The 14,225-nt window shown below is 74.2% G+C and carries 11 protein-coding genes; 4 read left to right on the forward strand and 7 right to left on the reverse strand.

Annotation, left to right across the window (positions count from 1 at the left end):
• Window positions 1-190 precede the first annotated feature (190 nt).
• The 3 genes from NP777_RS19220 to NP777_RS19230 form a co-directional block, all read right to left on the reverse strand.
• Window positions 191-4,210, reverse strand: coding sequence for an AAA family ATPase (locus tag NP777_RS19220; protein ID WP_256651392.1), 4,020 nt, complete (start codon window positions 4,208-4,210; stop codon window positions 191-193).
• Complete coding sequence (locus NP777_RS19225) at window positions 4,207-5,448, reverse strand: exonuclease SbcCD subunit D (RefSeq protein WP_256651393.1); 1,242 nt, start codon at window positions 5,446-5,448, stop codon at window positions 4,207-4,209. The genes NP777_RS19220 and NP777_RS19225 overlap by 4 nt, the downstream gene beginning before the upstream one ends.
• Before the next feature lie 176 nt (window positions 5,449-5,624).
• Window positions 5,625-7,619 (reverse strand): SulP family inorganic anion transporter, encoded by a 1,995-nt coding sequence (locus NP777_RS19230; protein ID WP_256651394.1) that lies wholly within the window; start codon window positions 7,617-7,619, stop codon window positions 5,625-5,627.
• A gap of 289 nt (window positions 7,620-7,908) precedes the next feature.
• Between NP777_RS19230 and NP777_RS19235 the strand changes: the two genes are divergently transcribed.
• Window positions 7,909-8,685: a response regulator transcription factor gene (locus NP777_RS19235; RefSeq protein WP_256651395.1), complete on the forward strand. Its 777-nt coding sequence runs from the start codon at window positions 7,909-7,911 to the stop codon at window positions 8,683-8,685.
• The gene (locus NP777_RS19240; RefSeq protein WP_256651396.1) at window positions 8,682-10,196 is read left to right on the forward strand and encodes a sensor histidine kinase; all 1,515 of its coding nucleotides are present in this window, start codon (window positions 8,682-8,684) and stop codon (window positions 10,194-10,196) included. Before NP777_RS19235 ends, NP777_RS19240 begins: the two co-directional genes overlap by 4 nt.
• Window positions 10,197-10,231: 35 nt before the next feature.
• Here NP777_RS19240 and NP777_RS19245 read toward each other — a convergent pair whose 3' ends face one another.
• Complete coding sequence (locus tag NP777_RS19245; protein ID WP_256651397.1) at window positions 10,232-10,858, reverse strand: YigZ family protein; 627 nt, start codon at window positions 10,856-10,858, stop codon at window positions 10,232-10,234.
• A gap of 63 nt (window positions 10,859-10,921) precedes the next feature.
• The gene (locus tag NP777_RS19250; RefSeq protein ID WP_256651398.1) at window positions 10,922-11,254 is read right to left on the reverse strand and encodes a plasmid stabilization protein; all 333 of its coding nucleotides are present in this window, start codon (window positions 11,252-11,254) and stop codon (window positions 10,922-10,924) included.
• A 302-nt stretch (window positions 11,255-11,556) separates the two neighbouring features.
• On the opposite strand from NP777_RS19250, the gene NP777_RS19255 reads away from it, so the two are divergent.
• Entirely contained in the window at window positions 11,557-11,964 is a 408-nt protein-coding gene (locus NP777_RS19255) for a CoA-binding protein (RefSeq protein WP_256651399.1), read from the forward strand.
• Window positions 11,965-11,987: 23 nt separating this feature from the next.
• On the opposite strand, the gene NP777_RS19260 is transcribed toward NP777_RS19255, so the two are convergent.
• Together NP777_RS19260 and NP777_RS19265 are read right to left on the reverse strand one after the other, a co-directional pair.
• A complete protein-coding gene (locus tag NP777_RS19260; protein WP_256651400.1) occupies window positions 11,988-12,542 on the reverse strand; it encodes a YbaK/EbsC family protein in 555 nt (184 codons plus the stop codon).
• A 50-nt stretch (window positions 12,543-12,592) separates the two neighbouring features.
• A complete protein-coding gene (locus NP777_RS19265; protein ID WP_256651401.1) occupies window positions 12,593-13,165 on the reverse strand; it encodes a helix-turn-helix domain-containing protein in 573 nt (190 codons plus the stop codon).
• 107 nt (window positions 13,166-13,272) lie between these two features.
• Here NP777_RS19265 and NP777_RS19270 point away from each other — a divergent pair, with 107 nt between their 5' ends.
• Window positions 13,273-14,139: an EamA family transporter gene (locus NP777_RS19270; RefSeq protein ID WP_256651402.1), complete on the forward strand. Its 867-nt coding sequence runs from the start codon at window positions 13,273-13,275 to the stop codon at window positions 14,137-14,139.
• The last annotated feature ends 86 nt before the right edge of the window (window positions 14,140-14,225 follow it).

Here is a 14,225-nt window from a genome sequence, read left to right on the forward strand (position 1 = left end):
TGAACGGGCCGCATCCGTACGGATGCGGCCCGCCCCGCGAAGCGCTCCGCGGGAAGTGCCGCGAAATGCCGTCGTGCGTCCGCGAGCCGCGTTGTGGCTGGTCGGGCCCACGCGGCGGAGCCGCACATCGACACAGCCCCGCGCCCCTTCGGGGCGCTGCCCGAACCGTAGCGGGCCTCCTCCTGCCTGCTCAGTGCGCGGCCGTCGTCCGATGCCGTACCGCCGAGCCCTGGCGGCCCTTGACGACCTCGAGCTGGGCGGGGATCCGCCGGCGCAGATCGGCGACATGGCTGACGATGCCGACCGTACGGTCGCGTTCGCGCAGCGAGTCCAGCACGTCCATGACCTCGTCCAGGGTCTGTTCGTCGAGGCTGCCGAACCCCTCGTCGATGAAGAGGGTGTCCAGGCGGACCCCGCCCGCCTCGTCGGTGACCACGTCGGCGAGGCCCAGGGCGAGGGCGAGCGAGGCGGAGAAGGTCTCGCCGCCGGAGAGGGTGGCGGTGTCGCGTTCGCTGCCCGTCCAGGCGTCGATGACGTGCAGTCCGAGACCGGAGCGGCCGCGCCCGCCGGAGCGGGCGTCGGAGTGCACCAGGGTGTAGCGCCCGGCGGACATGTGGCGCAGCCGTACGCTCGCCGCCGCGGCGACCTGCTCCAGCCGGGCCGCCAGCACATACGCCTCCAGCCGCATCCTGCGCTCGTTGTCCGCGGAGGTGCCCGCCGCGAGCGAGGCGAGGCGGGCGATCCGGTCGTGCTCGGCGCGCAGCGGGGCGAGCCGTCGGGCGTCGGCGACGGCCCGCGCGGAGAGCGTGTCGAGCTCCTCGCAGCGGGTGCGGGCCGCGGCGTCCGCGGCCGAGACCTCGCGCAGCGCGCGGGTGGCCGCGTCGGCCGCCGTCTGCGCCGCCGAGGGGTCGGCGGGTGGCGCCTGCGCGGCCGCGAGCACCCTCGGGTCGGACAGCTCGGCCGCGACCGCCGCCGACTCCGACTGCCAGGCGTCGAGACGGCGGCGTGCCTCGCGCTGCCGGTCCGCGGGCAGTACGGCCTCGGCGGCCTGCTCCGGGGTCTCGAACCCGGCCCGGTAGGCGGCGTCGGCGAGCCGCGCGTCGGCCTCCTTCAGCCGGTTCGCGGCCGCCTCGGCGGCCCGCGCCGCCTCGGCGGCGTGGGCCAGCAGCCCCGCCTGCCGCTCGAGCCGCGCCGCGCGCCGCGCGACGCTGGCGTCCGTGCCGCGCGCCTGCTCCAGCTCGGCCAGCAGCGCGGCCCGCTCCCGGACCAGGGCCTCGCGGTGCGAGGTGCGGGCGGCCGCCCGCCGCTCGGCCTCCTGCCGCTGTTCCGTACGGCGAGTGTGCTCGCCCTCGGCCCGGTCCAGGGCCGCGCGGGCGGCGTGCGCGTCGGCCGCCGCGTCGCGGGCCTCGGCGTACGCGGTGCGCAACTCGGCCAGGGCCCGGTCGAGTTCGGCCGCGTCCTCGCCCTCCGCGGTGGCCTCGGCGCCCGCGCGGGCCTCCCGCAGCGCGTTCCGCTTGCGCTCGGCCGCCTCGCGGACCTCCTCGGCGCGCTGGTAGTCCGCCAGCGCGGCCTCCTCCGCCGTACGGTCCACATGCCCGGCCCCGGGCCGGGCCGGGCTCGGGTGCTCGGTCGCCCCGCACACCGCGCAGGGCTCTCCGGCGCGCAGCCCGGCCGCGAGCTCGGCGGCGATGCCGCGCAGCCGGGCCTCTTTGAGGTCGAGCCAGTTCTGCCGCGCGGCGGCGGCCCCCTCCCGCGCCCGCAGCGACTCCTCCCGCGCCTGCTCCTCCTGCCCGGCGAGCCGGTCTCGCCGCCGGGCGGCCTCCAGCCGCCGCTCGGCGGGCTCGATCCGCCCGGCGAGCTGTTCGGCCCGGGTGACGGCCTCCTGCGCCACCTCGACCCGCCGCTGATGCGCCCGGTGGGTCTCCTCCCACCCGGCGAGCCACTCGGCGGCCTCCTCGACCGCCTCGTCGTCGGCGCGGGCCTCCCGGTCGAGCGCGGCGGTCTCACGGAGGACGGCCTCCGCCCGAACCTCCCCCCGCCGCGCGGCCCCCAACGCGCCGAGCTCCTCCCGCACTCGCCGCTCGAACCGTCCCAGCCACTCGGCATCGGCCTCGGCGAGCACCACGGCGACACCCGGGCCCCGCGAACCGGCGTCCCGCTCGCCGTACGGCCCATCACCATCACGGACCGCGCCCGCCGCCGCGCCACCACGACCCGCCTGGGGCGCGGCCCGCCCAGCCACATCGGCCCGCCCAGCCACATCGGAGCACCCAGCCACATCGGCCCGCCCAGCCACATCGGCCCGCCCAGCCACATCGGAGCACCCAGCCACATCGGAGCACCCAGCCACATCGGCCCGCCCAGCCACATCGGAGCACCCAGCCACATCGGAGCACCCAGCCACATCGGCCCGCCCAGCCACATCGGGGCACCCAGCCACATCGGAGCACCCAGCCACATCGGCCCGCCCAGCCACATCGGGGCACCCAGCCACATCGGGGCACCCGGCCGCGTCGGGGCGCGACGCGCCCGCACTCCGCGCCCCCGAGGCGGCGGCTTCGTCGCGGGCAGGCACCGCCTGCGGCACACCGCGCTCCGACGTACCGGGACCGCCCGAGGCCGCGGCGTCGCCGGTGGACGACCGGCCCGGCCCGCCTGCCCCGGAACCGGCCCGCCCACCTGCCGCCCCGCTCTCCGCGGCCGCGACCCGGCCGGAGGCCCACGCACCCGCCCCCCGCGTCTGATCCGACAGGCCCACGACGGTGCCCTCCGCCCGAACGGGCACGTCCGGGCCCGGCGCGCCCGTTCCGGTACCGCCCTCCCCTACCGGTTGCGCCATGGGGCGCCCCTGCGGGCCGGGGTCGCCGGAGGCCGACGTCCCCGCGTCGCCGGACGACGCCCGGCGCGGCGCGTCATCCGCGGCGTCCTCGTCGGGAGCGGGCCCGGCCCACGCGCCTTCCCCGACCGCGTGCGGGGCGGGCTCCTCCGGGCACGCGGTGGCCTGTGCGGGCAGGGGTGCGTGGGGCGAGGTGGCCGGGCCGGGGAGTGTGCGTTGGCCGGGGATGTCCGGGATCGGCGCGAGGGTCAGGTCCGCCAGGCCGGGTTCGGCGGACAGCCGGGCGCGGGCCTGGTGTTCGGCGGATTCGGCGGTGCGGTGGTCGCGGGCGGCGGCGGTGCGGAGGTCGAGCGCGGGGACCACCGCGTCGGCGGCGCGGGCGCGGTCCAGCAGCTCGCGCAGGCGGTCGTGGTCGGGCCGCTGCCGTTCGAGGTCGTCCGCCCGGCGGCGGGCCTCGGCGTGGCGGCGCTGCAGCTCGGCCCGTTCCCGGGTGGCTTCGGCGGTCCGCTGGGCGGCGTCGTGGGCCGCCTCGGCGGCCCGTACGGCGGACAGCGCGATGTCCCGCCGCTCGCGTGCGCCCGTGCGCGCGACGGCGGCCCACTCCAGGACGGCGTCGGCCAGCCCCGGCTCACCGGGGGTCGGCTCGGGCAGCGGTTGGCCGTCCAGCTCCGTGGTGCGGCCCGCCGCCTGCGCCATGCGGTGGGCGAGCGCGAGCAGCCGCTCGTCCCCGGCCGCGACCCGCTTCTCCGCCGCCCGCCGCTGCTCCGCCAGCCGTTCCTCGACGGCGGCGAAGCGGCCGGTGTCGAACAGCTTGCCCAGCAGCTTGCCGCGCGCCAGCTCGTCCGCGCGCAGAAAGCGGGCGAAGTCGCCCTGCGGCAACAGCACCACCTGGCAGAACTGCTCCCGGCTCATGCCGAGCAGCTGCGCCAGCTCCTCGCCGATCTCCTGGTGCGAGCGGCTGAGGGCCTTCCACTTCCCCGCCCCCGCGCTGGTCGAGGGGGTCGGCGGGACGTACTCGCGGAGCAGGGTCCGCGCCTTCTCCCGCGTCATCCCCGTGCCCCGCTTCTTGGGGCGCGGCTGCTCGGGGCGCCGGGTGATCTCCAGACGCCGCTCCCCGACGGTGAATTCGAGCACGACCTCGGTCGGGGTCAGCGGTTCGGCGTGGTCGCTGCGCAGCGAGAGCCCGCTGCCCTGGCGGGCGCCGGGCACCTGGCCGTACAGCGCGTAGCAGACCGCGTCCAGGACGGACGTCTTGCCGGCGCCGGTCGGCCCGTGCAGCAGGAAGAGCCCGGCGGCGGACAGCTCATCGAAGTCGATCTCCTGGGTGGCGCCGAACGGCCCGAAGGCCGTGACGGCGAGCCGGTGCAGCCTCATCGCGCCGCCTCCCCCGTAGTGTCCCCCGCGGTCACGGCACCCGCCGCCGTCGCCCCCGGGCCGTTCTCCTCGCCGGGCACGACGCCCTCGTGGGCCTCGCTCCGTACCGCCTCCAGCGCGTCCCCGAGCAACGCGCGCTCCGTCTCGTCCGGGCCGCGGCCGCCCCGCACATGGGCCACGAAGTCCTCGGCGATCTGCCGGTCCGAGCGGCCGCGCAGCCGCTGTGCGTACGAGGCGAGCGGATCCTCGGGGGGCCGCTCGGGGTCGAAGACCAGCGTCAGCACATGGGGGAAGCGCCGCGCCAGCCGGGCCATCGGCTCATGCGGCCGCACCGCGTCGGTCAGCGTGGCCTCGACCCACGCCTCCTCATGGCGCTCGAGCTCCGGATCGGCGAGCAACTCCTCGATCCGGCCGCGGATCCGGGCCAGCGGCCGCGGCACCGGGCACGCCACCCGTTCGCACGACGGCGCCTCGCCCGCCGCCCCCAGCTCCACCACCCACATGGACTTGCGGTGCGCCGCCTCGGAGAAGGAGTACGCGAGCGGGGAACCCGAGTAGCGGACGCGCTCGGTGATGGCCTGGCAGCCGTGCAGATGGCCGAGCGCCGCGTAGTCGACGCCGTCGAAGACCTCGGCGGGCACGGAGGCGACGCCGCCGACCGTGATGTCCCGCTCGCTGTCGCTGACCGCGCCACCGGTGACGAAGGCGTGCGCGAGGACGACGGACCGGGTGCCGGACGGCCGGGTGGCGAGGTCGGCGCGCACCCGGTCCATGGCGGCGCCCAGCACCGCCGCATGCCCGGCCGCCGAGGCGCCCAACTCCTCCCGCACCAGCCCCGGTTCGAGATAGGGCAGACCGTAGAAGGCCACCTCGCCGTGGTCGTCGGGGAGGACGACGGGCGTGGCGCAGCCGGCGGGGTCGGTGCGCAGATGGATCCCGGCCCGGTCGATCAGCCCGGCGCCGACGCCGAGACGGCGGGCCGAGTCATGGTTGCCGGAGATCATGACCGTCGGCACCCCGAGGTCCGCGAGCCGGTGCAGGGCGTCGTCGAAGAGCTCGACGGCGGCGAGCGGCGGCACGGCGCGGTCGTAGATGTCGCCCGCGACGACCACCGCGCCGATGCGCCGCTCGCGCACGGTGGTGACGAGGTGGTCGATGAACTCCCGCTGCGCGGCAAGGAGGCTGACCCGGTGAAAGGACCGTCCGAGGTGCCAGTCGGAGGTGTGCAGAATTCTCACAAGTGGTCTCCGACCCGCACTTCTGTCCTTCCTCCCACCCCGGTGGCCAGCATCACACCCGCGGCGTGTACGCCGTACGGGCACCGACCACGTTAGCCGCGGTCGGTGCCCGGTCTCGCACGGACCTCGTATTTCCCGCCCGTGTCGCGGCCCGTTTCCGGGTTTTCCGCCCGTGGCTAGCCGTGGTGGTCCCTCCACCGCGCGTCCTCGGAGTCCTGGAGACCTTCGAAGGGGCGGGTGTCCAGGTAGTACCACTCCGCGGACGGACCCGGCTGGGACGGGCCGTAGAACGCGTCGTACAGCGCACCGGACGACGACCGCTCATCCGGCCGCGGCGGTGGCCACGACGGGGACACGGGCGAGGCCGCGTACGCCGGCGGGGATTCGGGCGAGGACTCGGGCCTGGACTTCCGCTTCGGCTTCGGCCTGGGCTTCGGCCCCGGCCCCGGAAGGTCGGGCAGCAGCAATTCCACCCGTACGGTGCCCGGCGCCCGCTTCTGCTCCACGAACTCCTCGATCTGACTGCGGCAGGCGTGGTCCAGATGGGTCACCCCCATCAGGTCCAGCCGGATCCGCGGCGTCCCCGCCGACCCCACCGCCTCCAGCGCGTCGATCACCTTCGGCAGCCGCAGAAACGTGGCGTTGCCGGTCATGACCAGCTTGGCGGTGTCGCCCTCCACCCGGTGCTCGATGGACGTCTGCGACATCCGCAGCGCCGCCAGGACGATCCCGGCCGCGAGCCCGACCAGCACCCCCTCCAGCAGCGCGGTGGCGACGATCGTGCCCGTGGTGACGGCCATCACCACGAACTCACCGCGGTCCTGGCGCCACATCTTCGGGAACTGCTCGGGCGCGAGCAGCTTCCAGCCGCTGTGCACCAGCACACCCGCCAGCACCGAGATCGGGATCAGGGCGAGGACGCTCGGCAGCAGCAGCGCGAAGGCCAGCAACCACAGGCCGTGCAGGGTGCGGGAGAGCCGGGTCTTGGCCCCGGCCTGCACATTGGCCGAGCTGCGGGCGACGACGGCGGTCATGGGCAGCGCGCCGAGGACGCCGCAGACGGTGTTGCCCGCGCCCTGGGCGATCAGCTCGGTGTTGTAGCGGGTGCGCGGACCGTTGTGCATCCGGTCCACGGCGGCGGCCGTGAACAGGCTCTCCGCCGAGGCGATGACGGTGAAGGTCATGACGGCGGTGAGCACCGCCGGATCGGCCAGCCCCGCGAACTGCTCCGGCCCGGGGACCTGGACGGCCGACAGCAGATCGCCGACCTGAAGGGTCTTCACCTCCACACCGGGCAGCGCGGCGATCACGATGCCGATGGCGACGGCGACCAGCGCGGCGGGAATCCTGCTGACCGGCCCCGGCGCCTTCTTCCAGGCGAAGCTGAGGACGACCGTGGCGATGCCGAGCGACGCGGCGATGGCCGTCTGCGCGTTCGTGAAGGTGTCGAGGATATGCGCGGGAAAGCCGAGGATGTTCTCGATGGCCGTGCCGGGGGCCGTGGCATCGGCCAGCGGATACGACTGGCTGAACATCAGCGGCAGCCCGATCCCGGCGAGCATGCCCTGGACGACGGCGATGGAGATGGCCTGGAACATACGGCCCAGCCGGATCATCCCCAGGCCGATCTGGAGCAGCCCGGACATCAGCACGATCACCCCGAGCATGGCGATGCCATGGGCCTCGACGGTCTCCGCGACAAGTGCCGTGAGCCCGGCGGCGGGCCCGCTGACCTGGAGGGCGCTGCCCCGGGTCATACCGACCACCAGCCCGCCGACGACACCGGTGATGATGCCGAGTTCGGCCGGGGTGCCGGAGGCGACGGCGACACCGATGCACAGGGGCAGGGCCACGAGGAAGACGACCAGTGAGGCGGTGATCTCGGTGCCGAGATCGACGCCCTGGACGGTCCCGCCAAGCTTGCCCTTGCCCCTGCCCTTACCTTTTCCCCCGCTCTCGCCCCTGGCGTTGTCCCCCGCCCCGCCGTCGTCCTTATGGAAGCCGGGAGCGTCGGCCGTTTCTCTTACGGTTCCCGTGGCGGGCGCGTATGCGGGCATCGGCCGCGTCGACCGGGCGTCGCGCGCCCCGTCCGGCGGGAACACCTCGTCGATGTCGTACGACGGCGATGGAACCGGCTGATTCCGGCCACGGGCATGTCGTCCGCTCGTCATGAGTGCGCCCGGACGTCACCGTCGATATCGGGACCGAGTTCCCTGCCCGCGTTGTGCGGCCGGAATTCGGGAAATCGCCCGTCGGCCAGTTTCCGGTATTCGCACGAAGCCCTCATCATGCCTCCCTGACGGGTGGTTGGACCAGATGCGAATCACCGTAGGGAGGGCCGTACCAGGCGAAGGCTAAACGAACACTAGAGCATGACAAGTTCTTCTCCAATATTCGGTCCGCGCTCGCAACATTACAAAAACCAGGAAGCCATTCCGGTATTGCGGTACACAGGTCCCCATGACCGTACGAGCGCTACTCATCGAGGATGACGAGACGATCGCCGAGCCCCTCGTCGAGGGACTGGGGCGGTATGGACTGATGGTGGGTCATGTCAGCACGGGGGCAGCCGGGCTGGAGGGGCCGTACGGGGACATCGTTCTGCTCGACCTGGGACTGCCGGACATGGACGGCATCGACGTCTGCCGCGGTATCCGGCAGGTGTCCGATGTGCCGATCATCATGCTCACCGCGCGGGGCGAGGAGGCCGACCGGGTCCTGGGGCTGGAGCTGGGCGCGGACGACTACTTGGCGAAGCCGTTCAGCATGCGGGAGCTGATCGCCCGGATCCGCGCGGTGACCCGGCGCTCCCAACGCACCGCGACCGTTCCGCCCACCGCTCCGGCGGCCCCCGCGCCGACCGTCGACGTCACCCCGCCGGGCCCCGCCCAGCCGCCGCCCCGGGAGCAGGAGCCGCTGGTCGTGGACCGCCGGACGCGTCAGGTGTGGGTGGGCGGCGCACCCGTCAGCCTCACCCCCAAGGAGTTCGAGCTGCTGGCCCTGCTCACCGAGGACCCCGGCGCCGTGTACTCGCGTCAGCAGATCCTCGACCGCGTCTGGGACCCCCACTTCCACGGGCCGACCAAGACCCTGGACGTGCACATCGCCACGCTGCGCCGCAAACTGGGCGATCCGGCCTGGATCCAGACCCTGCGCGGGGTCGGCTTCCGTCTGGCCGTCCACTCGGGAGTCCCGGCGGGGACCGCTTCGGGAATACCGGAGGCCGCCCGGCCGTGACCCGACGTCTGCTGCTCGGGTATCTGAGCCTCGCCGTACTGACCCTGCTGAGCCTCGGCATTCCGCTCGGCTATGTCTACGGCAGAGCCGAGCGTGCGCAGATCATCTCCTCGGCGGAGGACGAGGCCGAGTCGGTGTCCGCGTTCGCCTCGCTGTCCATCATGGCGGGCCGGGAGCAGCGTGAGCTGCCGCAGCGGGCGCGGCACTGTGCCGAGCGCGTCCGGGGCAGGGTGGTCATCGTCGGCGACGACGGCCGGCTGCTGGCGACCTCGCATCCGCTGCCCGCCGCCGAGTCGCGGAACCTGGTGTCGCGCCCCGAGATCGCCGCCGCGCTGCGCGGCCGGGACGCGATCGACGTCCGGACCTCGACCATCGGCGGCGTCCGCTATCTCTCCGTCGCCGCGCCCGTCGTCCACGGCGACGAGTTGCAGGGCGCGGTGCGCCTCACCGTGCCCACCGACGCGGTGGAGGCCCGGGTACACCGGATCTGGCTGCTGCTGGCCGTGGGCGGACTCGCGATCCTCACGGCCGTCGCCGCCGTGGGGCTGGTCTTCGCCCGCTGGACCAGCCGCCCGATCCTGGAGCTGGAGCGGTTCGCGCACCGCCTGGCCGACGGCCGGTTCACCACACCCGCGCCCGTGACCTCCGGCCCGCCCGAGGTGCGCAGCCTCGCCACCACCTTCAACCAGACCGCCGCCCGGCTGGAGCATCTGCTGGCCTCCCAGCGCGCGTTCGCCGCCGAGGCGTCCCACCAGCTCAAGACGCCACTGGCCGCGCTGCGGCTGCGGCTGGACAATTTGGAGGCGGAGATGACCGGGCACGCCCGGGACAGCCTCGGCGCCGCGATAACCGAGACCGACCGGCTGGCCCGGATGGTCGAGGGGCTGCTGGCGATGGCGCGGCTGGAGGAGAGCGCCGTGACCCCCGAACCGGTCGACCTGGACCAGGTGTGCGCCGAGCGCCTGCTGACCTGGAGCCCGCTCTTCGACCAGCACAAGGCCCATCTCGCCCTGCTCGGCGACCGGGTCGGCCAGGCGCTCGCGGTGCCCGGAGCCATCGAGCAGATCCTGGACAATCTGCTCTCCAACGCGCTGCGTGCCACGCCCCCGGGCTCCACCGTGACCATGGTGCTGCGCTGCTCGGCCGCCGACCGCCGCCACCTCCCCGCGCGGCCCTCCTGGATCGAGCTGCATGTCGTCGACCAGGGACCCGGCATGACCGCCGACCAGCGCCGCCGCGCCTTCGACCGCTTCTGGCGCGCCCCCGACGCCCCGAAGGGCGGCACCGGTCTGGGTCTGTCGCTGGTGCAGCGGCTCGCCCATGCGAGCGGAGGGGAGGCCGCCTTGGCCCAGGCGCCCGGTGGCGGCCTCGACGCCGCGATCCGGCTGCGGCCCGCGCCCCGCGCGTCCCAGGGCCGCCCGTCCAGAATCGGCCTGCCCCGGAGAGCCCGGAGCGATCGGAGCACACCGGAGTCCACCCCGGCCCCGCCCTCGGTGCGCTCACCGGCGTGAGCCCAGGCCGTACCCAGGCCGTGCCCAGGCCGCCCTTACGCGTCCTGGTACGCCTCGCCGCCCAGTTCCAGCGCGGCGGTGCCGGCGGTGGTGTCCGCCAGCCAGTCGCGGAAGGCGTCCACGTCCACGTCGGGCAGCCCGAGTTCGATCGTCACGGCCTCGGCGTAGCGCACCTCGCGGACCGCCCGCCCCGTCGCCCGCAGGTCGTTCTCCAGCTTTCCGGCCCGCTGGTGGTCCACGGTCACGGTCACCAGCCGGAACCGCTGCCGGGTGACGGTGCCCAGCGCGTCGAGGGCCTCGCCGACCGCGCCGCCGTAGGCCCGGATCAGACCGCCCGCGCCGAGCTTCACGCCCCCGTAGTAGCGGGTGACGACGGCCACGGCGTACCGGATCTCGCGGCGCAGCAGCATCTGCAGCATCGGCACCCCGGCCGTGCCGCCCGGCTCCCCGTCATCGCTCGCCTTCTGCACACCGCCGTCCGCGCCGATGACATAGGCGAAGCAGTTGTGAGTGGCGGTGGGGTGCTCCTTCCTGACCCGCTGGATGACGTCCTGCGCCTCCTGCTCGGTCGCGGCGGGCGCGAGCGTGCAGAGGAAGCACGATCTGTTGATCTCGATCTCGTGCACGCCCTCGCGCGCGACCGTCCGGTACCGCTCCTGCATCAGGCCACCCTATGTCCCGGCTCCCGCGCGGTGGTCACGCGTGCCGGGGCGGCCGTGTCCTCGTCAGCGGCCCAGGGCCTTGGCCAGCTGGTCCTTGGTCATGTTGGAGCGGCCCTCGATGCCGCGCTGCTTGGCCTCGTTGTACAACTGGTCGCGCGTCGGGCCCTTGGGACCCGTCCGGCTGCCGGAGCGCTGGCCGCCACGCTGCGGCGCGGACTTCGGGTCCTGGGTCGAGGTCCTGCTGGCGGACCTGGACTCGCCCGAGCGGGCGCGCTCCTTGTTGACCGTACGGGCGGCCATTTCCTTCGCCCGGCCGGTGGACGCGCCGCGCTGCTCGGCGCCTTCCTTGATGTGCTCGTACTGCCGTTCACGCTTACGGCTGGATCCTGCGGGCATGGTGTCTCCCTCTCCTTCCGCCCCCTCGGTCGGTCGCGGCCGACGGCTGATGATCGCCGACCGCATGAGTCGGGTTCCCCCGCTCCCTCCCCTATAACCAGCATGCGTCTCCTGGGCGCCGCCCGGATGCCGCGCGGCGTCAGCCCGGCCGCGATCCCGATGGCGAGGGTGGCGTGGTCGCCCGGCCAAGTCGGACCCCTGACCATGGTCAGGGTTGACACCCCGGCGTACCCCGGGGAATCTCCGGGGCACCCGGCCCGTTCTGCTGCGAAGGGACCGCATCGCGACCACAGGAGGCAGGCATGTACGGCGACTCGGCAACCGTCCGCAAGATCCTCACCGAGTTGGGCGACACCTGGGCCGTCGTGGGCCTGTCGACGAACCCGGGGCGCGCGGCATACGGCGTCGCCGGGGTCCTCCAGCGCTTCGGCAAGCGCATCGTGCCCGTCCACCCGAAGGCCGAGACGGTGCACGGCGAGCGCGGCTACGGCTCGCTCGCCGAGATCCCGTTCCCGGTCGATGTGGTCGATGTCTTCGTCAACAGCGACCTGGCGGGCCCGGTCGCCGACGAGGCCGTCACCATCGGCGCCAAGGCCGTCTGGTTCCAGCTCGGCGTCATCGACCCGGAAGCGTACGACCGCACCCGCGCCGCCGGGCTCGACATGGTCATGGACCGCTGCCCCGCCATCGAGATCCCCCGGCTGGGCTGAGCCGGGTACGGCCGCGCGACCTCTCAGGCGCCCAGGTCCTCCAGGACCACCGCGCCCGGCAACCCGGCGAGCAGCTTGCCCGGCACGATGAGCTTGCCGCGTCGGCTGCCGCTGCCGATGAGGGCGTACGGGATGTCGGCCACGGCGGCGTCCACCAGGAGCGGCCAGTCGGCGGGCAGCCCGATCGGGGTGATGCCGCCGAACTCCATGCCGCTCTCGCCCGTCGCCGTCCCGATCGGGGCGAACGACGCCTTGCGGGCGCCGAGGTGGCGGCGCACCACGCCGTTGACGTCCGCGCGGGTGTGGGCCAGGACCAGGCAGGCGGCCAGGGTGGTCTCGCCGCCCCGCTTGCCCGCGACCACCACGCAGTTGGCGGACTGCTCCAGCAGCCAGGAGCCGTAGTTCTCGACCAGCACGGCGGTGTCGGCCTTGTCCGGGTCGGTGTCCACGAAGAGCACCCGCTCCACCGGCTCCGAGCCGCGCCAGGTGCGCAGCGCCTCGGCGACGGGAGCGGTCAGCAGGTCCAGGCACTCGACAGCGGGACGTACCTCGTCGAAGGCATCCATCGGCGTACTCATGCCGCCAAACTAGCAGTCGGAGCGGGGTACGAGGGCCGGGCCCGGCGGCCTCAGCGCGCGGGTGGCACCGACACCGTCATGGTCATCTCCACCGGCGCCGTACCGTCGTTGCGGTAGGCGTGCGGGGTGTTCGCCTCGAAGGCCACCGAGGTGCCGACCGGGGCGGTGTGGGTCTCGCCGCCGATCACCAGGGTGAGCTCGCCGGCCGTCACATGGATCAGCTCGACCGTGCCGGACGGATGCGGATCTGAGCTGGACTCGTCGCCGGGCATCAGCCGCCATTGCCACATCTCCAGCGGGCCGGCCGCCTCGGTGCCGACGAGCAGCGCGGTGTAGCTGCCCGCCTCGGTGGACCACATCCGCACCGCCTGGTCGGGCGGGACGAAGGTCACCCGGGGACCCTGCTCGTAGTCGAGCAGGGTCGTGATGCTCACGCCGAGCGCGTCGGCGAGCTTGACCGTGGTGCCCACGCTCGGATTCGTACGGGCCTGCTCAATCTGGATGATCATGCCCCGGCTGACCCCGGCGCGGGCCGCCAGGGCGTCGAGGGTGAAGCCGCGTTCATTGCGCCACCTTTTGAGGTTGCGGGCGAGCGACTGCGTGAGCTGGTCGAGGTCCGTCACGTTCCGGTCCGTCCATCCGTCCAAAATAGTGAATGGCATAGTCGAGTACAGTGAACTACTGTGGGCTGTACTCCCACGTCCACCACACTGTACGGCGAGGTTTCACCATGTCCGCGCTCTTCGCCCTTGCCACCAGCCTGCTCTGGGGGCTGGCCGACTTCGGCGGAGGGTTGCTCACCCGGCGCACGCCCGCGCTCACCGTGGTCGTCGTCTCCCAGATCATCGCGGTCACCGTCCTCGGCGCCATCGTGGTCGCCACCGGCGGATGGTCAGAGGCGGGCCCGCGGCTGTGGTTCGCCGCGGCGGCCGGTGTGGTCGGCCCGGCCGCGATGCTGTGCTTCTACCGGGCCCTCGCGCTCGGCCCGATGGGCGTCGTCTCCCCGCTCGGCGCGCTCGGCGGGGTCATCGTGCCGCTCGGGGTCGCGCTGGTGCTCGGGGAGCGGCCCGGTCTGCTCCAGGTCTCGGGGGTCGTGGTGGCGGTCGCGGGCGTGGTCCTGGCGAGCGGTCCGCAGACCGGCGGGGCGCCCGTTCAGCGGCAGACGCTGCTGCTCACCCTGGTGGCCGCGCTGGGCTTCGGCTCGGTGATGGCGCTGATCGCCGAGGCGTCGCACACCCTGACCGGGCTGTTCCTCGCGCTGTTCGTGCAGCGGGTGTGCAATGTGGCGGTCGGCGGCGGCGCGCTGCTGGTCTCCGTGCGGCGCGGCAGCCCCGGGCTGCCCGAGGGCGGGATGGGCGTGATGTGGGCGTCGCTGCCCGCGCTCGCCTTCGTGGGTCTCGCCGACGTGGCCGCGAACGGCACGTACAACCTCGCCGCGCACCACGGCCCGGTCACCGTCGCCGCGGTGCTCGCCTCCCTCTACCCCGTGGTGACCGCCCTCGCGGCCCGCGGACTGCTCGGCGAGCGGCTGCGGGTGGTCCAGGCCACCGGCGCCGGGCTCGCCCTGGTGGGCACGCTGCTGCTGGCCACGGGCTGAGCGGGCCGCGGCCGAGCCGCGGCCGGGCGGGCCGTGGCCGCTTACGCGTGGCCGGGCCACGGCCCGGCCACGCGTAAGCGACCATG

Source organism: Streptomyces rugosispiralis (assembly GCF_024505145.1).
GTDB classification, from domain to species: domain Bacteria; phylum Actinomycetota; class Actinomycetes; order Streptomycetales; family Streptomycetaceae; genus Streptomyces; species Streptomyces rugosispiralis.